11 protein-coding genes and 1 pseudogene are annotated in these 16,344 nt (G+C 65.8%); 7 read left to right on the plus strand and 5 right to left on the minus strand.

Annotated elements, in window-relative coordinates; genetic code table 11:
* Nucleotides 1–246: 246 nt before the first annotated feature.
* Nucleotides 247–1,206 (minus strand): helix-turn-helix domain-containing GNAT family N-acetyltransferase, encoded by a 960-nt coding sequence (locus GGD61_RS30155; RefSeq protein WP_092262377.1) that lies wholly within the window; start codon nt 1,204–1,206, stop codon nt 247–249.
* A 62-nt stretch (nt 1,207–1,268) separates the two neighbouring features.
* Nucleotides 1,269–1,844 (minus strand): glycosyl transferase, encoded by a 576-nt coding sequence (locus GGD61_RS30160; RefSeq protein WP_183231740.1) that lies wholly within the window; start codon nt 1,842–1,844, stop codon nt 1,269–1,271.
* A 325-nt stretch (nt 1,845–2,169) separates the two neighbouring features.
* Here GGD61_RS30160 and GGD61_RS30165 point away from each other — a divergent pair, with 325 nt between their 5' ends.
* Nucleotides 2,170–3,009 (plus strand): RMD1 family protein, encoded by an 840-nt coding sequence (locus tag GGD61_RS30165; protein ID WP_092262384.1) that lies wholly within the window; start codon nt 2,170–2,172, stop codon nt 3,007–3,009.
* Nucleotides 3,010–3,151: 142 nt separating this feature from the next.
* Here the strand turns inward: GGD61_RS30165 and GGD61_RS30170 are convergent.
* Nucleotides 3,152–4,346: pseudogene (locus GGD61_RS30170) on the minus strand (acetate/propionate family kinase).
* Between the two features lie 2 nt (nt 4,347–4,348).
* The gene (locus tag GGD61_RS30175; protein ID WP_177237504.1) at nt 4,349–6,763 is read right to left on the minus strand and encodes a phosphoketolase; all 2,415 of its coding nucleotides are present in this window, start codon (nt 6,761–6,763) and stop codon (nt 4,349–4,351) included.
* Nucleotides 6,764–6,973: 210 nt separating this feature from the next.
* Between GGD61_RS30175 and GGD61_RS30180 the strand changes: the two genes are divergently transcribed.
* From GGD61_RS30180 to GGD61_RS30195, 4 genes are all read left to right on the plus strand, one after another.
* Complete coding sequence (locus GGD61_RS30180) at nt 6,974–8,140, plus strand: PA0069 family radical SAM protein (protein WP_092262390.1); 1,167 nt, start codon at nt 6,974–6,976, stop codon at nt 8,138–8,140.
* 24 nt (nt 8,141–8,164) lie between these two features.
* Nucleotides 8,165–8,620 (plus strand): VOC family protein, encoded by a 456-nt coding sequence (locus GGD61_RS30185; protein ID WP_183231741.1) that lies wholly within the window; start codon nt 8,165–8,167, stop codon nt 8,618–8,620.
* A gap of 73 nt (nt 8,621–8,693) precedes the next feature.
* Nucleotides 8,694–9,563: a ribonuclease HII gene (locus GGD61_RS30190; RefSeq protein WP_092262607.1), complete on the plus strand. Its 870-nt coding sequence runs from the start codon at nt 8,694–8,696 to the stop codon at nt 9,561–9,563.
* Between the two features lie 287 nt (nt 9,564–9,850).
* The gene (locus GGD61_RS30195) at nt 9,851–11,359 is read left to right on the plus strand and encodes a glycosyltransferase family 39 protein (protein WP_092262395.1); all 1,509 of its coding nucleotides are present in this window, start codon (nt 9,851–9,853) and stop codon (nt 11,357–11,359) included.
* A 145-nt stretch (nt 11,360–11,504) separates the two neighbouring features.
* Here GGD61_RS30195 and GGD61_RS30200 read toward each other — a convergent pair whose 3' ends face one another.
* Nucleotides 11,505–12,311 carry a uracil-DNA glycosylase family protein gene (locus GGD61_RS30200; RefSeq protein WP_183231742.1) on the minus strand — a complete coding sequence of 269 codons (807 nt, stop codon included), beginning with the start codon at nt 12,309–12,311 and terminating at the stop codon, nt 11,505–11,507.
* A gap of 248 nt (nt 12,312–12,559) precedes the next feature.
* On the opposite strand from GGD61_RS30200, the gene GGD61_RS30205 reads away from it, so the two are divergent.
* Nucleotides 12,560–14,221, plus strand: coding sequence for an electron transfer flavoprotein-ubiquinone oxidoreductase (locus GGD61_RS30205; RefSeq protein WP_183231743.1), 1,662 nt, complete (start codon nt 12,560–12,562; stop codon nt 14,219–14,221).
* A gap of 296 nt (nt 14,222–14,517) precedes the next feature.
* Complete coding sequence (locus tag GGD61_RS30210) at nt 14,518–16,314, plus strand: tetratricopeptide repeat protein (RefSeq protein WP_018323347.1); 1,797 nt, start codon at nt 14,518–14,520, stop codon at nt 16,312–16,314.
* The last annotated feature ends 30 nt before the right edge of the window (nt 16,315–16,344 follow it).

Here is a 16,344-nt window from a genome sequence, read left to right on the forward strand (position 1 = left end):
CTGTCCTGTCCGCTTCACCGCCATCGTCATTCCCCCAAGGCTTTGCCCTAGGGAATCACAACTGGCGGATTACGCAACAGGCCCCTTGTGGGAGAAGGTGGCGCGAAGCGCCGGATGAGGGGTATCTATCCGCACGGAATACGCTGAGACACACCCCTCACCCAAGTGAGCCTGTGTCTGCCGGCGTCGCTGCCCTCTCCCACAAGGGGCGAGGGCACATTCATGCGCATCGCGCTCGTCGCAAAATCAGAGATCCCGCTCCCAGGTCTCGCCGACCAGATCGGCGCCGAAGCTGTGGTGCTTCTCTTCCTTCACGAGCTTGAATCCCGCACTTTGATAGATGCCGCGTGCGGCAACCAGGATGCTTTGCGTCCACAGCGTCATCCTGCTGTAGCCGCGCTCGCGTGCACCCTGGATGCATTGCTCGACCAGCGCGCGGCCGACACCGAGCCCGCGCGCTTTCTTCTCCACCTGCAACAGGCGCAGCTTGGCGATCTCGTCGGTGGCCTTGACCAGGAAGATCGAGCCGACCGGCTCGCCGCCCACTTCCGCGATCCAGCAGTGTTCGCGCGCGGCATCGTAGTTCTTGATGAACTGTGCGCAGATCTCGGCGACCAGCGCCTCGTAGCTGATGTCCCAGTTGTAGTCCGCGGCATAGGCGGCGGCCTGCTTGGAGATGACCCAGCCCATGTCACCGACGCGGTGGCTGCGCAGCATGAAAGCCGCAGGCTGGGTTCGACGTTGCTCCAGCACGGCCTCGATGGTCGCCATGGCCTGCGTGAGCCGCGTTGCATCGCTGGCCGAAAGCTGGGCCAGCATTGCGGCGACCTCGTTTTGCGAGCTCAGGTTCAGCTTGGCGTAGGTCTGGCGGCCCTTGGCGGTGAGGCTGAGCTGGTATTGCCGGCGATCGGCGGGCAGGGGCCTTCGCGTGATCAGCCCCTTTTCGTCGAAGCTTTGCACGATGCGGCTGAGATAGCCGGGGTCGAGGCCAAGCTCGTTTCCGATCTCCTTTGCCGCCAGCTCGTCGCGATGCGCGAGTTCGTAGAGCACCCGGGCCTCGCTGAGCGAGAACGGGCTCTTTCCGAGATGCTGGTCGAGCACACCGAGCTTGCGAGTATAGAAGCGGTTGAAGGCGCGGACCGCCGCGATGCGATCGTCAGCGACCTGTTCGATCGCAAGGGCTGATGGGGAAGAGCTTGATGGCATGGGGCACCTCGATACTTGCCATTGTCAATTAATTATTTGACTTTGGCAAGTATGCGGTGACTTCAGCCGACCATGACGATCCGGCTGCGCAGCATGGTCCGGGACGAGCGGCCGAGCCGGCGCAGCAGCCGTGCCTCGGAACGGCGGGCCTGCGGCGGGTAACCGCCGATCCGGTCGTAATGATCACGCGCAATCAAAAGACCCTGATCGCCGAGCGGGCCGATCACCCTGCGCACCACGGCCCGGAGGACGTCGCGCAATCCGGTATCGGCGTAAGGCGAGCGCGCATAGCGGAACACGGCAGCACGGTCCCGTCCGCTGGTCGCGACGGCCTGGATGAACTGGGTGGTTTCCTCGATCCAGCCGGTTTCGAGCACGGCGCCTGCGGGCAGGAACATCAGCCACGGCGAGCGGGCCTGGAGCGCGCCGGCCGCGAGCGCGGCGCCTTGCGAAGATCCCTCGAAGCCGACGAAACGGCAGCCTGCGACGTCGGCAACCCGCTCGATGACGCCATTGCGGGTGCCGTCGACCAGAAGCACCTCGCGGATGACGCCGGCGGCGGCCCCGGGGACCAGCGCGGCCAGAGTCGCCACCGCGGTCTGCTCGACGCCTTCGGTCGGAATGATGACGCTCAGCATGATTGAGGCTTCAATGTCTGCACTTCGGGAGAAGCGTAGCTTGTTATGATGTTGTCATAAACACGTGGCGTTGCCGAGTGCAACTTTCCGGCCGCGCTTCGGCGTGCGATGGTAAACTGCAGCCAGTCCTCGCAGCCAAATGTGTCACGCGCGGGTTGGCGATGTTGCCGAATGTTTCGGCACAAGTGCGTCCCGGGGGTATTAACCCGGAGTTTTACGGCGACATTGCGCGGCGCGCGGGTAGCCGGCTCCTGCAGGGAGGGTGCGCCCTGCAAGAAAGGTTCGAACGGGAAATGTGTGACTTTGGTGCCGGCGGAGGCTTCCTGTGAACGCCGATCAACTCGCTGTTGGCACGGCGTCAACGTCGCCGAAGCCGGAGGCTGCGCCGACCTTGCGGATCCGCGCGCTGATGCTGGGCGACCGCATCAACGCCGCCGGTCTCGAGATCGGCACGCTGGTCTCGTCGACGCCCGCCGCCTTCCGCGTCCATGCCGGCCTTGCCGTGATTTTCCGTTACGGCGTCGTGGTGCTGATCGGGCTGCTCCCGTCCGAGGAGAAAGTGCTGATCGACAGCCTGAAGCCGCGGGTGATCGGCGAGCTCAGCCCATATGAGGAAGAGATCGCGCAGGCACAGCTCTGCAAGGATGAGAGCGCCGAGGCCATCCAGCCGGGCGGGCCGATCTGCCTCGCAAAGTTCTCCGACGACCGTCTGCTGCTGGTTGCGGACGCGCTCGCCAAGAGCACGTCGCTGGCGCGCGACGAGCGCCGCGTCGCCGCGGTCTTCGATGTGATCGAGCCGTTTGCACGGGAGCTCGCCGAGCACGGCCGCACGCCGCGCCGTCGCAAGGGCATCCTGCAATTGATCGGCAATGCACTGCTGGTGCAGCAGCGCGTCGCCGGCCGCGTCGCGATCGCCGAGAAGCCCGACGTGCTCTGGGAGAAGCCCGAGCTCGACCGGCTCTATTCCCGCCTCGAGGACGAGTACGAGCTGAAAGAACGCCTCGACACGCTCGAGCGCAAGCTCACCGCGGTGTCGGAGACCGCCAACGCGCTGACCGACATCATCGACACCCAGCGCTCGCTCCGCCTGGAGATCGCGGTCGTGGTGCTGATCGTGATCGAGGTCGCGATCGGGTGTTTTCAGATATGGTCGGGAACGCATTGAGCGTTTTTTTCGCGCGCTGTTGTGCCTCAATCTCCACGAGTCCGGTGTCGTAGGGTGGGCAAAGGCGCTCTTGCGCCGTGCCCACCAGCTGTCGCCGCGGGAGAAAGATCGTGGACACGGCGCTTTTCCGCCTTTGCCCACCCTACGATATTGTCCCTTTAGGTTGCAGCACCGCTGCACAGGTGGCGTGCGATCGTCATCTCCTCATCCGTCGGGATGACGAACACGTCGACGGCGTTTCCGCCCCCGCTGATCCGCTCGCGCGCCGCGTCATTCGCCGTCGCATCGATCCGCACGCCGAGCCAGCCGAGCCGCTCGCCGATCGCGCTGCGGATCTCCTTGGCGTGCTCGCCGATGCCGCCGGTGAAGACCAGGCAATCGAGGCCGCCAAGCGTGGTCGCCATCATCGCGACCTGCTGCGCCGCGCGGAAGGTGAAGAGATCGACCGCCTCCCGTGCGGCAATCTCGCCGCTCGCCAGCAGCGTGCGCATGTCCGCGGAGATGCCGGAGACGCCGAGCAGGCCCGACTGGTGATAGAGCAGGTGCTGGACATCCTCGATCGACATCTTCTCGTGCTGTTGCAGATAGAGCAGCACGCCGGGATCGATCGTGCCGCAGCGCGTGCCCATCACGAGGCCGTCAAGCGGCGTCAGTCCCATGGTGGTGTCGACGCTGCGGCCGTTGCGCAACGCGCACAGGCTGGCGCCGTTGCCCAGATGCGCGATGACGGTGCGCTTGGCGACGACCTCCGGCGCAATCTCGGCGAGGCGTCCCGCGACATATTCGAAGGAGAGGCCGTGAAATCCGTAGCGTCGCACGCCTCGTTCCTCGTAGTGCCTCGGAATCGCGAAGCGGCTCGCGGGCGGCGTCAGGCCGTGATGGAACGCCGTGTCGAAGCAGGCGATCTGCCTCAGCGCTGGCCGGATCGCCGCGAGCGCGCGAATTGGCGCGAGGCACCGCGGCTGGTGCAGTGGCGCCAGCGGCGTCAATGCCTCCAGCTTCGCGGTGACGTCGTCCGTCAGCGCGACCGGGCCTGAATAGTCCGGCCCGCCATGAACGATGCGATGGCCGACGGCGCGCAGATCACGTTCGCCGAACCGGTCCTCGATGAAGGCGAGCACATCGGCGAACAGATGGTCGCCGTCGGCGTCCGGCGCCTCTGTCCGCGTCTCGAACAGGTCTTGGCCCGCGGGGCTCTTCACCACCAGCCGGGGCTTTGCCTCGTGCTCGTCGAGCAGCCCCTTGCAGAGCAGGCTGGGTTCAACAGCAGAGATGTCGAACAGGCCGAACTTGATGCTCGACGATCCCGAGTTGAGGACGAGGACCGTGTCCGGCATGGCTAATCGCCGGCCTCAGTCGGGGTATTGCCGCCGGAGCTGTTGGGCCAGACCCATTCCTGGACATCGGGCATGTCCTCGCCGTGCTCGCGCACGTAGCGCGAATGCTCGATCAGCTTGTCGCGGAATTGCTGCTTCGCCTGCGCAGCTTTGGCCGCCAGCCCGGGCACGCGTTCGATCGCCTCGATCGCGAGGTGGTAGCGGTCGAGCTCGTTGAGCACGACCATGTCGAACGGCGTCGTCGTGGTGCCTTCCTCGGCAAAGCCGCGCACATGCAGGCCGGCATGGTTGGTGCGGCTATAGGTCAGGCGGTGGATCAGATAGGGATAGCCGTGATAGGCGAAGATGACAGGCTTGTCGCGCGTGAACAGGCTGTCGAAATCGCGGTCCGAAAGCCCATGCGGATGCTGATCCCTGGGCTGCAGCGTCATGAGGTCGACGACGTTGACGACGCGGATCTTCAAATCCGGCAGCGCCTTGCGCAACAGATCGACGGCGGCGAGCGTCTCCAGCGTCGGCACATCGCCGGCGCAGGCCATCACCACGTCGGGCTCGCCCGTTGCATCTTCCGTCCCTGCCCAGGTCCAGATGCCGATGCCGGCATCGCAATGCGTGGCCGCTTCCTGCATCGAGAGCCATTGCAGCGCCGGCTGCTTGCCGGCAACGATGACGTTGATGCGGTTATAGGTCCGCAGGCAATGGTCGGCGATCCACAGCAGCGTGTTGGCATCCGGCGGGAAGTAGATGCGAACGATATCGGCCTTCTTGTTGGCGACGAGATCGACGAAGCCGGGATCCTGATGGCTGAAGCCGTTATGGTCCTGCCGCCAGACATGCGAGGTCAGGAGATAGTTGAGCGAGGCGATCGGGCGCCGCCATGGCAGATCGCGCGTGACCTTGAGCCATTTGGCGTGCTGGTTGAACATGGAATCCACGATGTGGATGAAGGCCTCGTAGCAGGAGAAGAAACCGTGGCGTCCGGTGAGCAGATAGCCCTCGAGCCAGCCCTGACAGAGATGCTCGCTCAGCATTTCCATGACGCGGCCGTCCTGCGCGAGGTGCACGTCGTAAGGCTCGATCGGCTCCATCCAGACCCGCTCGGTCGCCTCGAACACCGCATCCAGCCGGTTTGACGCGGTTTCGTCCGGGCCCATGATGCGGAAATTGCGCTCCTTCGCGTTGAGGCGGATGACATCGCGCAGGAATTTGCCGAGCTCGCGCGTCGCTTCGGCTGCGACGCCGCCGGGTTGCGGCACCTCGATTGCGAAGCTGCGGAAGTCCGGCAGCTTCAGCTCCTTCTTGAGCAGGCCGCCATTGGCATGCGGATTGGCGCCCATGCGGCGAATGCCTTCGGGCGCGAGCGCCTGAAGTTCTGGAATGAGCGCCCCGCTCTGGTCGAACAGCTTTTCCGGCTCGTAGCTGCGCATCCAGTTTTCGAGCACTTTGAGGTGCGCCGGGTTCTCGCGACAGCCCGCCACCGGCACCTGATGCGCGCGCCAAAAGCCCTCGACCTTCTTGCCGTCGACCTCTTTCGGGCCGGTCCAGCCTTTCGGGCTGCGCAGCACGATCATCGGCCAGCGCGGCCGCTCGACTGCCTTGCGGCCGTCGCGGGCGTGCTGCTGGATCGAGCGGATGCTGGCGAGCGCAACGTCGAGCGCATCCGCCATGGCCTGATGCATCAATTTGGGATCGTCGCCCGCGACGAACAGCGGCTCGTGGCCGAACCCGCGGAACAGGTCGCGGATCTCGCTGTCCCGCATCCGCCCGAGCACGGTCGGGTTGGCGATCTTGTAGCCGTTCAGATGCAGGATCGGCAGCACCGCGCCGTCATGCGCGGGGTTCAGGAACTTGTTGGAGTGCCAGGAGGCCGCGAGCGGGCCGGTTTCCGCTTCGCCGTCACCGACCACGCAAGCCACGATCAAGTCGGGATTGTCCAGCGCCGCACCGTAGGCGTGCACCAGCGCGTAGCCGAGCTCGCCGCCCTCGTGGATCGAGCCCGGCGTTTCCGGCGCCGCGTGGCTCGGAATGCCGCCGGGAAAGGAGAACTGCCTGAACAGCTTGCGCAATCCGTCCGTGTCGCGCGCGATGTCGGGATAGATCTCGCTGTAGCTGCCTTCCAGATAGGTGTTGGCGACCATGCCCGGCCCGCCATGGCCGGGACCGCAGACATAGAGCACGCTGACATCCAGCGCGCGGATGACGCGGTTGAGATGGGCGTAGATGAAGTTCAGGCCGGGCGTCGTGCCCCAATGGCCGAGCAGACGCGGCTTGATGTGCTCGGCCCGCAAGGGCTCGCGCAGCAGCGGATTGTCGAGCAGGTAGATTTGCCCGACGGAGAGGTAGTTCGCGGCGCGCCAGTAGCGATCGAGGAGGTCGAGGTTGCTGCTTGCCGCGGCCGATTGTTGTTGATTTGTCATGTTCCTGCTGACCTTCACCCGGCGATCGTCACCAACATTGTTCCGCGACGATTGATCCCTGGCCGGCATCAAACGAAATCGTTGCGACGGGTGTGTTGCGTGAGGTCAAAGGACCGCGCCCGAAATTTGAGCGGCTACTTTGCATGGGGTTGTTTTCCCATTTTTTGTTTGTGTTCTTGATTTGTTCCGTTGTCGTGCTATCTTGGCTTCATGAGTCCAGCAGCATCCTCTCATGCTCTCAAACACCCGCCGGTCAAGGCGCCCTCCGAGCCGGCGGGTGTGGACTCTGACTTTCCAGAGCTTGGCGTCGCCATCGACCGCGCACGCAGGCGGGGGCGGGGCGCACAGTCGAATGCCAGCGGCCGCTATGAGGCCGAGGCGCGCGTCGCCTTCGACGACGGCTGGCAGAGCCTGGAAGAGCTGCCGCCGTTCAAGACCAGTGTGGGGGTCGACACCTCGCGCAAGGTGATCACCCGCAACGATTCCCCCGATATCGGCTTCGACCGCTCGATCAATCCCTATCGCGGCTGCGAGCATGGCTGCGTCTACTGCTTCGCGCGGCCGACCCATGCCTATCTCGGCCTGTCGCCCGGGCTCGACTTCGAGTCAAAGCTGTTCGTCAAGCCCGAGGCGCCGGCGCTGCTGGAGAAAGAGCTCGCCGCGACCGGCTATGAGCCCCGGATGATCGCGATCGGCACCAACACCGATCCCTATCAGCCGATCGAGCGCGAGCGCAAAATCATGCGCGGCATCCTCGAGGTTCTCGAGGGTGCCGGCCATCCCGTCGGCATCGTCACCAAGTCGGCGCTGGTGGTGCGCGACATCGATATCCTCGCGCGGATGGCCAAGCGCAACCTCGCCAAGGTCGCGATCTCCGTCACCTCGCTCGATCCGAAGCTCGCGCGCACCATGGAGCCGCGCGCCTCGACGCCGCCGAAGCGGCTGGAGGCGCTGAAGCAGCTCTCGGACGCCGGCATTCCCACCACGGTGATGGTTGCGCCTGTAATCCCCGCGCTGAACGATTCCGAGATCGAGCGCATCCTCGATGCTGCCGCCCATGCCGGCGTCAAGGAAGCCTCCTATGTGCTGCTGCGGCTGCCGCTGGAGGTGCGCGATCTCTTCCGCGAATGGCTAATGGCGAACTATCCCGACCGCTATCGCCACGTTTTCACGCTGATCCGCGACATGCGCGGCGGCCGCGACTACGATGCGAAATGGGGCGAACGGATGAAGGGCACCGGACCAATGGCCTGGACCATCGGCCGCCGCTTCGAGATCGCCTGCGACAGGCTCGGCCTCAACAAACGGCGCTCCAAGCTGACGACCGATCACTTCGCGCGGCCGAAGCGGAACGGCGATCAGCTCAGCCTGTTCTGATCGGGGAAGTGGAAGAGGCGTCGCATGGTCAAGGAACTTCACCCGCCGGTGCCGCGGCTCACTGTCATCACGCTTGGCGTCAGCGATATCCGTGCCAGCATCGCTTTTTACGACGCGCTCGGTTTTGCGCGCCGGCTAAAGGCGACCGGCGAGGCCGTCGCTTTCTACGATACCGGTGGCCCGGTGCTCGCGCTGTATCCCTGGGATCAGCTCTCGGCCGACGCGACGTTGCCGGACCAGCCGAGGCCAGCGACCTTCCGCGGCATCACGATCGCCTGGAACTGTCGGACCCGAGAGGAGGTCGATGCGGTGCTGGCCTTTGCTCTCGGCAAGGGGGCAAAGCTGCTGAAGGCCGCGCACGAGACCGATTATGGCGGCTATTCCGGTTATTTTGCCGATCCCGACGGCCATCCCTGGGAGGTCGTGGTCGCGCCCGGCATCGAGGTCGGCGAGGACCGGCGGGTGCATCTGGCTGAATAGGGCGGCCTGAATAACGGGAATTGCGCGGGGTTCCCGGTTGCGCCGGCCGGGCCGCTTGCGCACGATCCCCGCCATGATTCGGGACAAGTCCGCCAAGACATCCGCCACGACACCGGCCAAAGACGCGCCAAAGAAGGACGCAGCGAAGAAGGCAGCGCCCGCCAAGGCCGGCAAAGCGCCTGCGACCAAAACAACGACCGTTCCCGCAGGCAAGAAAGGCATCATCGCGGTCGCACCGCCGAGCTTCCGGCGCGAGCGCGCGCTGATCAAGCGCGGCGTCTGGCCGGTCGCCGGCTGCGACGAAGCCGGCCGCGGGCCGCTCGCCGGCCCCGTGGTAGCCGCGGCCGTGATTCTCGACCCCGACCGGATTCCGCGCGGCATTGATGATTCCAAGCGCCTGACCGCCGAGGAACGCGAAAAACTGTTCGACAAGATCTGCGCCACCGCCCAGGTCTCGGTCGCCGTCGCCTCGCCCTCGCGAATCGACCGCGACAACATATTGCGCGCCTCATTGTGGGCGCTGAAGCGCGCCGTGGTGGCACTGCCGGAGGCGCCGAGGCACGTCTTCGTCGACGGCCGCGACCGGCTCGACACTCCTTGCGATTGCGAAGCCGTGATCGGCGGCGATGGCATCGTGCTGTCGATCGCGGCGGCCTCCATCATCGCCAAGGTGACGCGCGACCGCCTGATGTGCGCGCTGGCGCAGGACTGCCCAGGCTACGGCTTCGAGCAGCACAAGGGCTACGCCGTCCCCGAGCACCTCGACGCGCTCGACCGTCTCGGCCCCTCGGTCCATCACCGCCGCTTCTTCGCCCCGGTTGCGGCGGCGCGTGCCAAGCACATGCCGTGGACCGTCGAGCCGGTGCAGGATCTGTTTACGGTGACCGAGGTCGAGGTGCCGGTGGAAGCCAGCGTCGAGATCGACGCGTCGGCGGGTCTCTAACGGCTCTCTCCGCTGCCCTCTTCGCCTCTCCCGCCTGCGGGGAGAGGCCGCTTCCATCCGAGATGGGATGCGGGTGAGGGGCAGCCTCCGCGAGTCCATCTGTCACAGTGATTACCGACGCAGCCCCCTCACCCTGACCCTCCCAGCGCGAGCGAAGCTCGTCGCGCCCCGTAAGAACGGGGAGAGGGAGCACACCGTCGTTGCCACGACGCGTGACGCCCCTTATCAAAGTGTTTGTGAGCGAATAGGGCCGGCTGGACGGGTTGGCTGCATCTTTCGGACGTTGCATGCGGTTTACCTCCCTGGTCATCGAGCTCATTCGCGCCCGGCCGCGGCTGATCGTCTGGATCGCCGTGCTGCTGCAGGCCGCGATGTGGCTGTTCGTGGCGCTGGTGTTCTACCGCAGCCCGCCCGGCAGCCTCGCGACGCTCCTGGCTTTCGGACGTGAATACCAGGTCGGCACCGATCTCGGTCCGCCCTTGCCGGTCTGGCTCGCCGACATCGCCTATCGCGCCGCCGGCGGCCACATGTTCGGCGTCTATGTGCTGGCCGAGCTCTGCGAGATCGCGACGTTCATTGCGCTCTATCACCTCTCCCGCGCCGTGGTCGGCTCGCAGCAGGCGGTGCTCGCGGTGCTCTTGACCATGACGGTGCTCGCCTTCTCCTCGTCGGCGCTCGACTTCGGCCCGCTTGTCCTGGCCCGGCCGCTCTGGGCGCTGCTGCTGCTGCACTCCTGGCAGATCATCGGCCAGCGCCGCGGCAATGCCTGGTTCGCCTGGTCGATCGAGGCCGGTCTCCTGCTGCTGACGACGCCCGCGGCGATCTTCCTGTTGCTGCTGCTCGTCGTCTTCGCGGTCTCGACCGCTGGCGGCCGCCGGACGCTGCGCGCGCTCGATCCGCTGTTCGCGCTTGTTGTCGTCGCGGTGCTGGCGCTGCCCTATGCGGTCTGGCTGATGCGTGCCGAGACTCTCGTGATGCCGGCCCTGCCGCAAGTTGCGGAACTGAATGCCCGCGCCCTGCATGCGGCCTGGCTGTTCGGCGGCCTCGTGCTCGGGGCCGCTGCGATCCCGGCGCTGACCTTCCTCAACGCCGGCCTGTTCGCCGGCAAGGGCGAGGAGCCGCCGATCATCTTTAGGCCGCCGGTCGAGCCGCTGGGGCGCAACTTCGTCTATTTCTTCGCGCTGGCGCCTGCGCTGGGCGCGGTGCTGATCTCCGGCCTGCTCGGGCTCGAGTCCGTCGTCGGCGGCGCCGGCGTCGTGCTGGTTGTGTCCGGGCTTGCCGTGGTGGTCGCAGCCGGCGATCTCATCGCGATGCGCCGTGCGCGGATGCTGCGGACGGTCTGGGCCGCCGCCGTCGTGGCGCCGGCCGTCGGCGTCGTGCTCGCCGTCCTGCTGCTGCCCTGGACCGGCACGAACGAGATCGCGACCTCGATGCCGGCGCGCGCGATCTCGGACTTCTTCGACGAGAGCTTTGCCCGCCGCACCAACCATCGCCTGCGTGCGGTGGCCGGCGAGACCCAGCTTGCGAGCCTGATCACGCTGCATTCCGGCCGGCCGCATCTCTTCATCGACGCCGACCCTGCGCGCACGCCGTGGCTCAATCAGGCCAAATTCAGCGAGACCGGCGGCGTCGTGGTCTGGCGTGCCTCCGATACCGCCGGCACGCCACCGCCGGACATCCTCAAGCGCTTTCCCGGCATCGTCCCGGAGGTGCCGCGCGCCTTCGAATGGCTGGTGACCGGTCGTCAGCAGCTCCTGCGCGTCGGCTGGGCCATCGTGCGGCCGAAGGGGACGTGAGCCGCGCGCGTTGTTACGGACGCTGAAATCGTAGGGTGGGCAAAGGCGCAACGCGCCGTGCCCACGATAAAGGTGGTGGGCACGCTTCGTTTTGCCCATCCTACGAGAGCTGCGTGCCGCACCGCGTCCGGGACACGAGAGCTCACTAGCCCGCCAGCACCTTGGCGATCGCGCGCAGATCCTGCCAGGCCAGCCGCTTGTAGGACGGCGAGCGGAGCAGATAGGCCGGATGGAACGTCGGCAGCGCGCGGATGGTGCGCCCGCCGGCGTCGTACTCGAACCAGCGCCCGCGGGTGCGCATGATGCCTTCGCGCGTTCCGAGCAGCGTCTGCGTCGAGGGATTGCCAAGCGTCACCAGCACGTCGGGATTCACGAGCTCGATCTGGCGCTGGATGAAGGGCAGGCAGATCTGCGTCTCCTGCGGCGTCGGCGTGCGGTTGCCGGGCGGCCGCCACGGAATCACGTTGGCGATGTAGGCCGTGCTGCGGTTGAGCCCGATCGCGCCGATCATGAGATCGAGCAGCTTGCCGCTGCGCCCGACGAAGGGCAGCCCCTCGATGTCCTCGTCGCGGCCCGGCGCCTCGCCGACGAACATGATACGCGCCTGCGGATTGCCGTCGGCAAATACCAGCCGCGTCGCAGTGTGTTTCAGCGCGCAGCCCTCGAAGCTCTGCATCAGCTCGCGCAGCGCTTCCAGCGTCGGCGCAGTGCGCGCGGCCTCGCGTGCGGAGGCAATTGCGATGTCCGGCGCCGGTGTGGCCTCGCCGCGCATGGCCGCGGGGGCGGCGACAGGACGAGGTGCCTCGACCGGAGGCGCCACGCGCGGGGCCGGCGGCGGCGCATCCAATTCCGCCAGGCGGTCGATCGGTTCCTCCGCGAGCGCGCAATCGACACCGGCCTCCAGATAGAAGGCGAGAAGCTCGCGGACGGTGGGTGCGGGTTCGGGTATCATGGGAAAGTCTGACTATTATAGCATAGCGTTTTCGAGCGAAGTGGCCACCCGGTTCGCGTGAAGAAAACGCGTCAAAAAAGATGGGACCTCGCCGGTTCTGGCCTACCAGAACCGGGGAGGTCCCGTTTAGGGCGCCTTGCACCCCCCCTTGCACCCCGGCGAAACGCATTTCCGAGGTTGTCCTACCCGGAAAAATCGGAAACAAGAGGGCGCAAATGACCAAGGACCGTCTCAAGGGCTGAGATCAGATGAGCACCGAAGAACTTCCCCCGCGCGAATCCATGGAATTCGACGTCGTCATCGTCGGCGCCGGCCCCTCGGGCCTGTCGGCCGCGATCCGGCTGAAGCAGCTCAAGGCCGATCTCAACGTCGTCGTGGTGGAGAAGGGCTCCGAGGTCGGCGCGCACATTCTCTCCGGCGCCGTGATCGACCCCGCAGGGCTCGACAAGCTGATCCCGGACTGGCGCGATGATGCCGACTGCCCGCTGAAAACGCAGGTGAAGGACGACCGCTTCTACTGGATGACGGGCGGCGGCGCGATCAAGCTGCCGAACTTCATGATGCCGCCGCTGATGGACAATCATCACTGCTACATCGGCTCGCTCGGCAATGTCTGCCGCTGGCTGGCGCGCAAGGCTGAAGCGCTTGGCGTCGAGATCTATCCGGGCTTTGCTGCGGCCGAGGTGCTCTATGACGACGCCGGCAACGTCAAGGGCATTGCCACCGGCGACATGGGTATCGGCCGGGACGGCAAGCCGAAGGACTCCTTCACCCGTGGCATGGAGTTGCTCGGCAAGTACACGCTGTTCGCCGAAGGCGCCCGCGGCAGCCTGACCAAGCAGCTCATCGCCAAGTTCGCGCTCGATTCCAAGAGCGAGCCGGCGAAGTTCGGCATCGGCCTCAAGGAAGTCTGGCAGATCGATCCCGCCAAGCACCAGAAGGGCATGATCCAGCATTCCTTCGGCTGGCCGCTCGACCTGAAGACCGGCGGCGGCTCGTTCCTCTATCATTACGACGACAACCTCGTCGCCGTCGGCTTCGTCGTGCATCTCAACTACGACGATCCGTACCTGTCGCCGTTCGACGAATTCCAGCGCTTCAAGACCCATCCTTCGATCCGCGGCACCTTTGAAGGCGGCAAGCGTCTCGCCTATGGCGGGCGCGCCATTACCGAGGGCGGTTACCAGTCGGTGCCGAAACTCAGCTTCCCCGGCGGCGCGCTGATTGGCTGCGCGGCCGGCTTCGTCAACGTGCCGCGCATCAAGGGCGTGCACAATGCGATGGGCACCGGCATGCTCGCGGCTGAACATGTCGCGGCGGCGCTGGCCGCCGATCGCGCCAATGACGAGCTCGTCGAATACGAAAACGCCTGGCGCTCGTCGTCGGTCGGCAAGGATCTGTTCCTGGTCCGCAACGTCAAGCCGCTGTGGTCGAAGTTCGGCACCGTGCTCGGCGTCGCGCTGGGCGGCTTCGACATGTGGTGCAACACGCTGTTCGGCGCTTCGCTGTTCGGCACCCAGGCGCACGCCAAGCCCGATCGCGCCACGCTCGATCCGGCCAAGAGCCACGCGCCCAAGAACTACCCGAAGCCGGACGGCAAGATCTCGTTCGACAAGCTGTCCTCGGTGTTCCTGTCCAACACCAACCATGAGGAGGACCAGCCGGTCCATCTCAAGGTCACCGACATGAACCTGCAGAAGACTTCCGAGCACGACGTGTTCGCCGGTCCCTCGAATCGCTATTGCCCGGCCGGCGTCTATGAATGGGTCGAGGAAGGCACGAGCCCGCGCTTCCAGATCAACGCCCAGAACTGCGTCCACTGCAAAACCTGCGACGTGAAGGACCCCAACGGTAACATCACCTGGGTTCCCCCCGAGGGCGGCGGCGGTCCGAACTATGAGGCGATGTAAGAGCCGGCCGAGCACAAGGACCTGATCACGAGGGTGATCCGGCGCACGTTCGCGTGAGGACACCGCTGCGGCCACCGGTCGCGGCCACGATAAGGCCATACTGGCAGCGTCTTGGGACCGCTCTTGGCCGATTTAAGGCGTGCGGAAGGGATCGCCCGGCCCGAATCCTTGCGGCGAAGCGCCAAAAGCGGCATTGTCCGCCGGACGGTTCCGGGTCCCGATGCCACCGGCCGCGTTCGCATGCGATACGGCCCTCTGCTGCAAACCCAGGCACTACCAACTCAAGGCGAGCCCTGATGTTCTCAAATCGTTTCAACCGCTGGACTGTTGCCGCCATCGCCCTCATGGGCACAGCGATCGCGACCGTCCCCGGCAGGGTCCTGGCGCAGACGCCGGATCATCCGTCCGACACGGCGGCACAGTTTCCGACCCGAAACGATCTGAAGTCGCTCACCACCGCCGGCAGCTATCTCGCTGCCCGCCACGCCAGCGTCGAGCGCGACGCCGCCTCCGCCGCCGCCTTCTACCGCTCGGCGCTGCGCACCGATCCCAAGAACAACGAGCTGCTCGACCGCGCCTTCATCTCGTCGGTCGCCGACGGCGACATCGACGAAGCCGTCAAGCTCGCCGAGCGCATCCTCACCATCGACAAGACCAACCGCGTCGCGCGTCTCGTCGTCGGCGTGCATGATCTCAAGGTGAAGAAGTACGCGGCCGCGCAGACCAACATCAACCAGTCGATCCGCGGTCCGATCACCGATCTCGTCGCCACGCTGCTGTCGGGGTGGGCTGCCTATGGCGCGGGTGATGCCAAGGGCGGTGTCGCCACCATCGACAAGCTGGCAGGTCCCGAATGGTACCCGCTGTTCAAGGACCTGCACGCCGGCATGATCCTCGAGCTCTCCGGCAAGGAGAAAGACGCCGGCACCCGCTTCGAGCGCGCCTACAAGCTCGACGATTCCATGCTGCGCGTGACCGAGGCCTATGCGCGCTGGCTGTCGCGCAACAAGGATTCGGCCGCCGCGACCACCGTCTACCAGGCCTTCGACAAGAAGCTCGCGCGCCATCCGCTGATCCAGGAAGGCCTGCGCGAGACCAAGGCCGGCAAGAAAATGCCGCCGCTGGTCGATTCCGCCCAGGCCGGCGCCGCCGAAGCGCTCTACGGCATCGGCGCCACGCTGACCCGCCGCGGCGGCGAGGATCTGGCGCTGGTCTATCTCCAGCTCTCGCTCTACCTCCAGCCGACCCATCCGCTGGCGCTGCTCTCGCTGGCCGATCTCTACGAGTCCGTGAAGCGGCCGCAGATGGCGATCAAGGTCTATGAGCGCGTGCCGTCGACCTCGCCGCTCAAGCGCAATGCGCAGATCCAGCTTGCCATCGATCTGGATTCCGCCGACCGCACCGACGAGGCGATCAAGATCCTCAAGGGCGTTACATCGGAGGATGCCAAGGACCTCGAAGCGATCATGGCGCTCGGCAACATCGAGCGCGGCCGCAAGAGGTTCGGCGACTGCGGCGCGACCTATTCGCTAGGCGTCGACGTGCTGCCGCCCGGCAACGACAAGGCCAACAGCGTCTGGTACTATTATCGTGGTATCTGCGAGGAGCGCTCCAAGCAGTGGGCCAAGGCCGAGGCCGACATGAAGAAGGCGCTCGAGCTCCAGCCCGACCAGCCGCATGTTCTCAACTATCTCGGCTATTCCTGGATCGACCAGGGCGTGAACCTCGACGAAGGCATGAAGATGATCAAGCGCGCCGTCGAGCAGCGTCCCGACGACGGCTACATCGTCGACTCCCTCGGCTGGGCCTATTACCGCATCGGCAATTATGAGGAAGCGGTGAAGAACCTCGAGCGCGCGATCGACCTCAAGCCCGAGGATCCCACCATCAACGACCATCTCGGCGATGCCTATTGGCGGGTCGGCCGCACGCTGGAAGCCAAATTCCAGTGGTCGCACGCGCGCGATCTCAAGCCCGAGCCGGAAGAGCTGCCGAAGATCGAGGCCAAGATCGCCAATGGCCTCGCCGACGACAATTCGAACTCTTCGGCCGCGCAGGCGGAAAAGAAGAAGGACGACGGCAAGGGCGGCTAGGCTTGCGCATGATCCGGACCCGAAGGGCCG

This window comes from Bradyrhizobium sp. SBR1B (assembly GCF_014198205.1).
GTDB lineage: Bacteria > Pseudomonadota > Alphaproteobacteria > Rhizobiales > Xanthobacteraceae > Bradyrhizobium.

What these genes read in the sequence shown, in the direction of transcription:
- GGD61_RS30155 (WP_092262377.1), bottom strand. Translation starts at nt 1,206, where the DNA reads ATGCCATCAAGCTCTTCCCCATCAGCCCTTGCGATCGAACAGGTCGCT.
- GGD61_RS30185 (WP_183231741.1), top strand. Translation starts at nt 8,165, where the DNA reads ATGGTCAAGGAACTTCACCCGCCGGTGCCGCGGCTCACTGTCATCACG.
- GGD61_RS30205 (WP_183231743.1), top strand. Translation starts at nt 12,560, where the DNA reads ATGAGCACCGAAGAACTTCCCCCGCGCGAATCCATGGAATTCGACGTC.
- GGD61_RS30195 (WP_092262395.1), top strand. Translation starts at nt 9,851, where the DNA reads ATGCGGTTTACCTCCCTGGTCATCGAGCTCATTCGCGCCCGGCCGCGG.
- GGD61_RS30160 (WP_183231740.1), bottom strand. Translation starts at nt 1,844, where the DNA reads ATGCTGAGCGTCATCATTCCGACCGAAGGCGTCGAGCAGACCGCGGTG.
- GGD61_RS30200 (WP_183231742.1), bottom strand. Translation starts at nt 12,311, where the DNA reads ATGATACCCGAACCCGCACCCACCGTCCGCGAGCTTCTCGCCTTCTAT.
- GGD61_RS30175 (WP_177237504.1), bottom strand. Translation starts at nt 6,763, where the DNA reads ATGACAAATCAACAACAATCGGCCGCGGCAAGCAGCAACCTCGACCTC.
- GGD61_RS30180 (WP_092262390.1), top strand. Translation starts at nt 6,974, where the DNA reads ATGAGTCCAGCAGCATCCTCTCATGCTCTCAAACACCCGCCGGTCAAG.
- GGD61_RS30210 (WP_018323347.1), top strand. Translation starts at nt 14,518, where the DNA reads ATGTTCTCAAATCGTTTCAACCGCTGGACTGTTGCCGCCATCGCCCTC.
- GGD61_RS30190 (WP_092262607.1), top strand. Translation starts at nt 8,694, where the DNA reads ATGATTCGGGACAAGTCCGCCAAGACATCCGCCACGACACCGGCCAAA.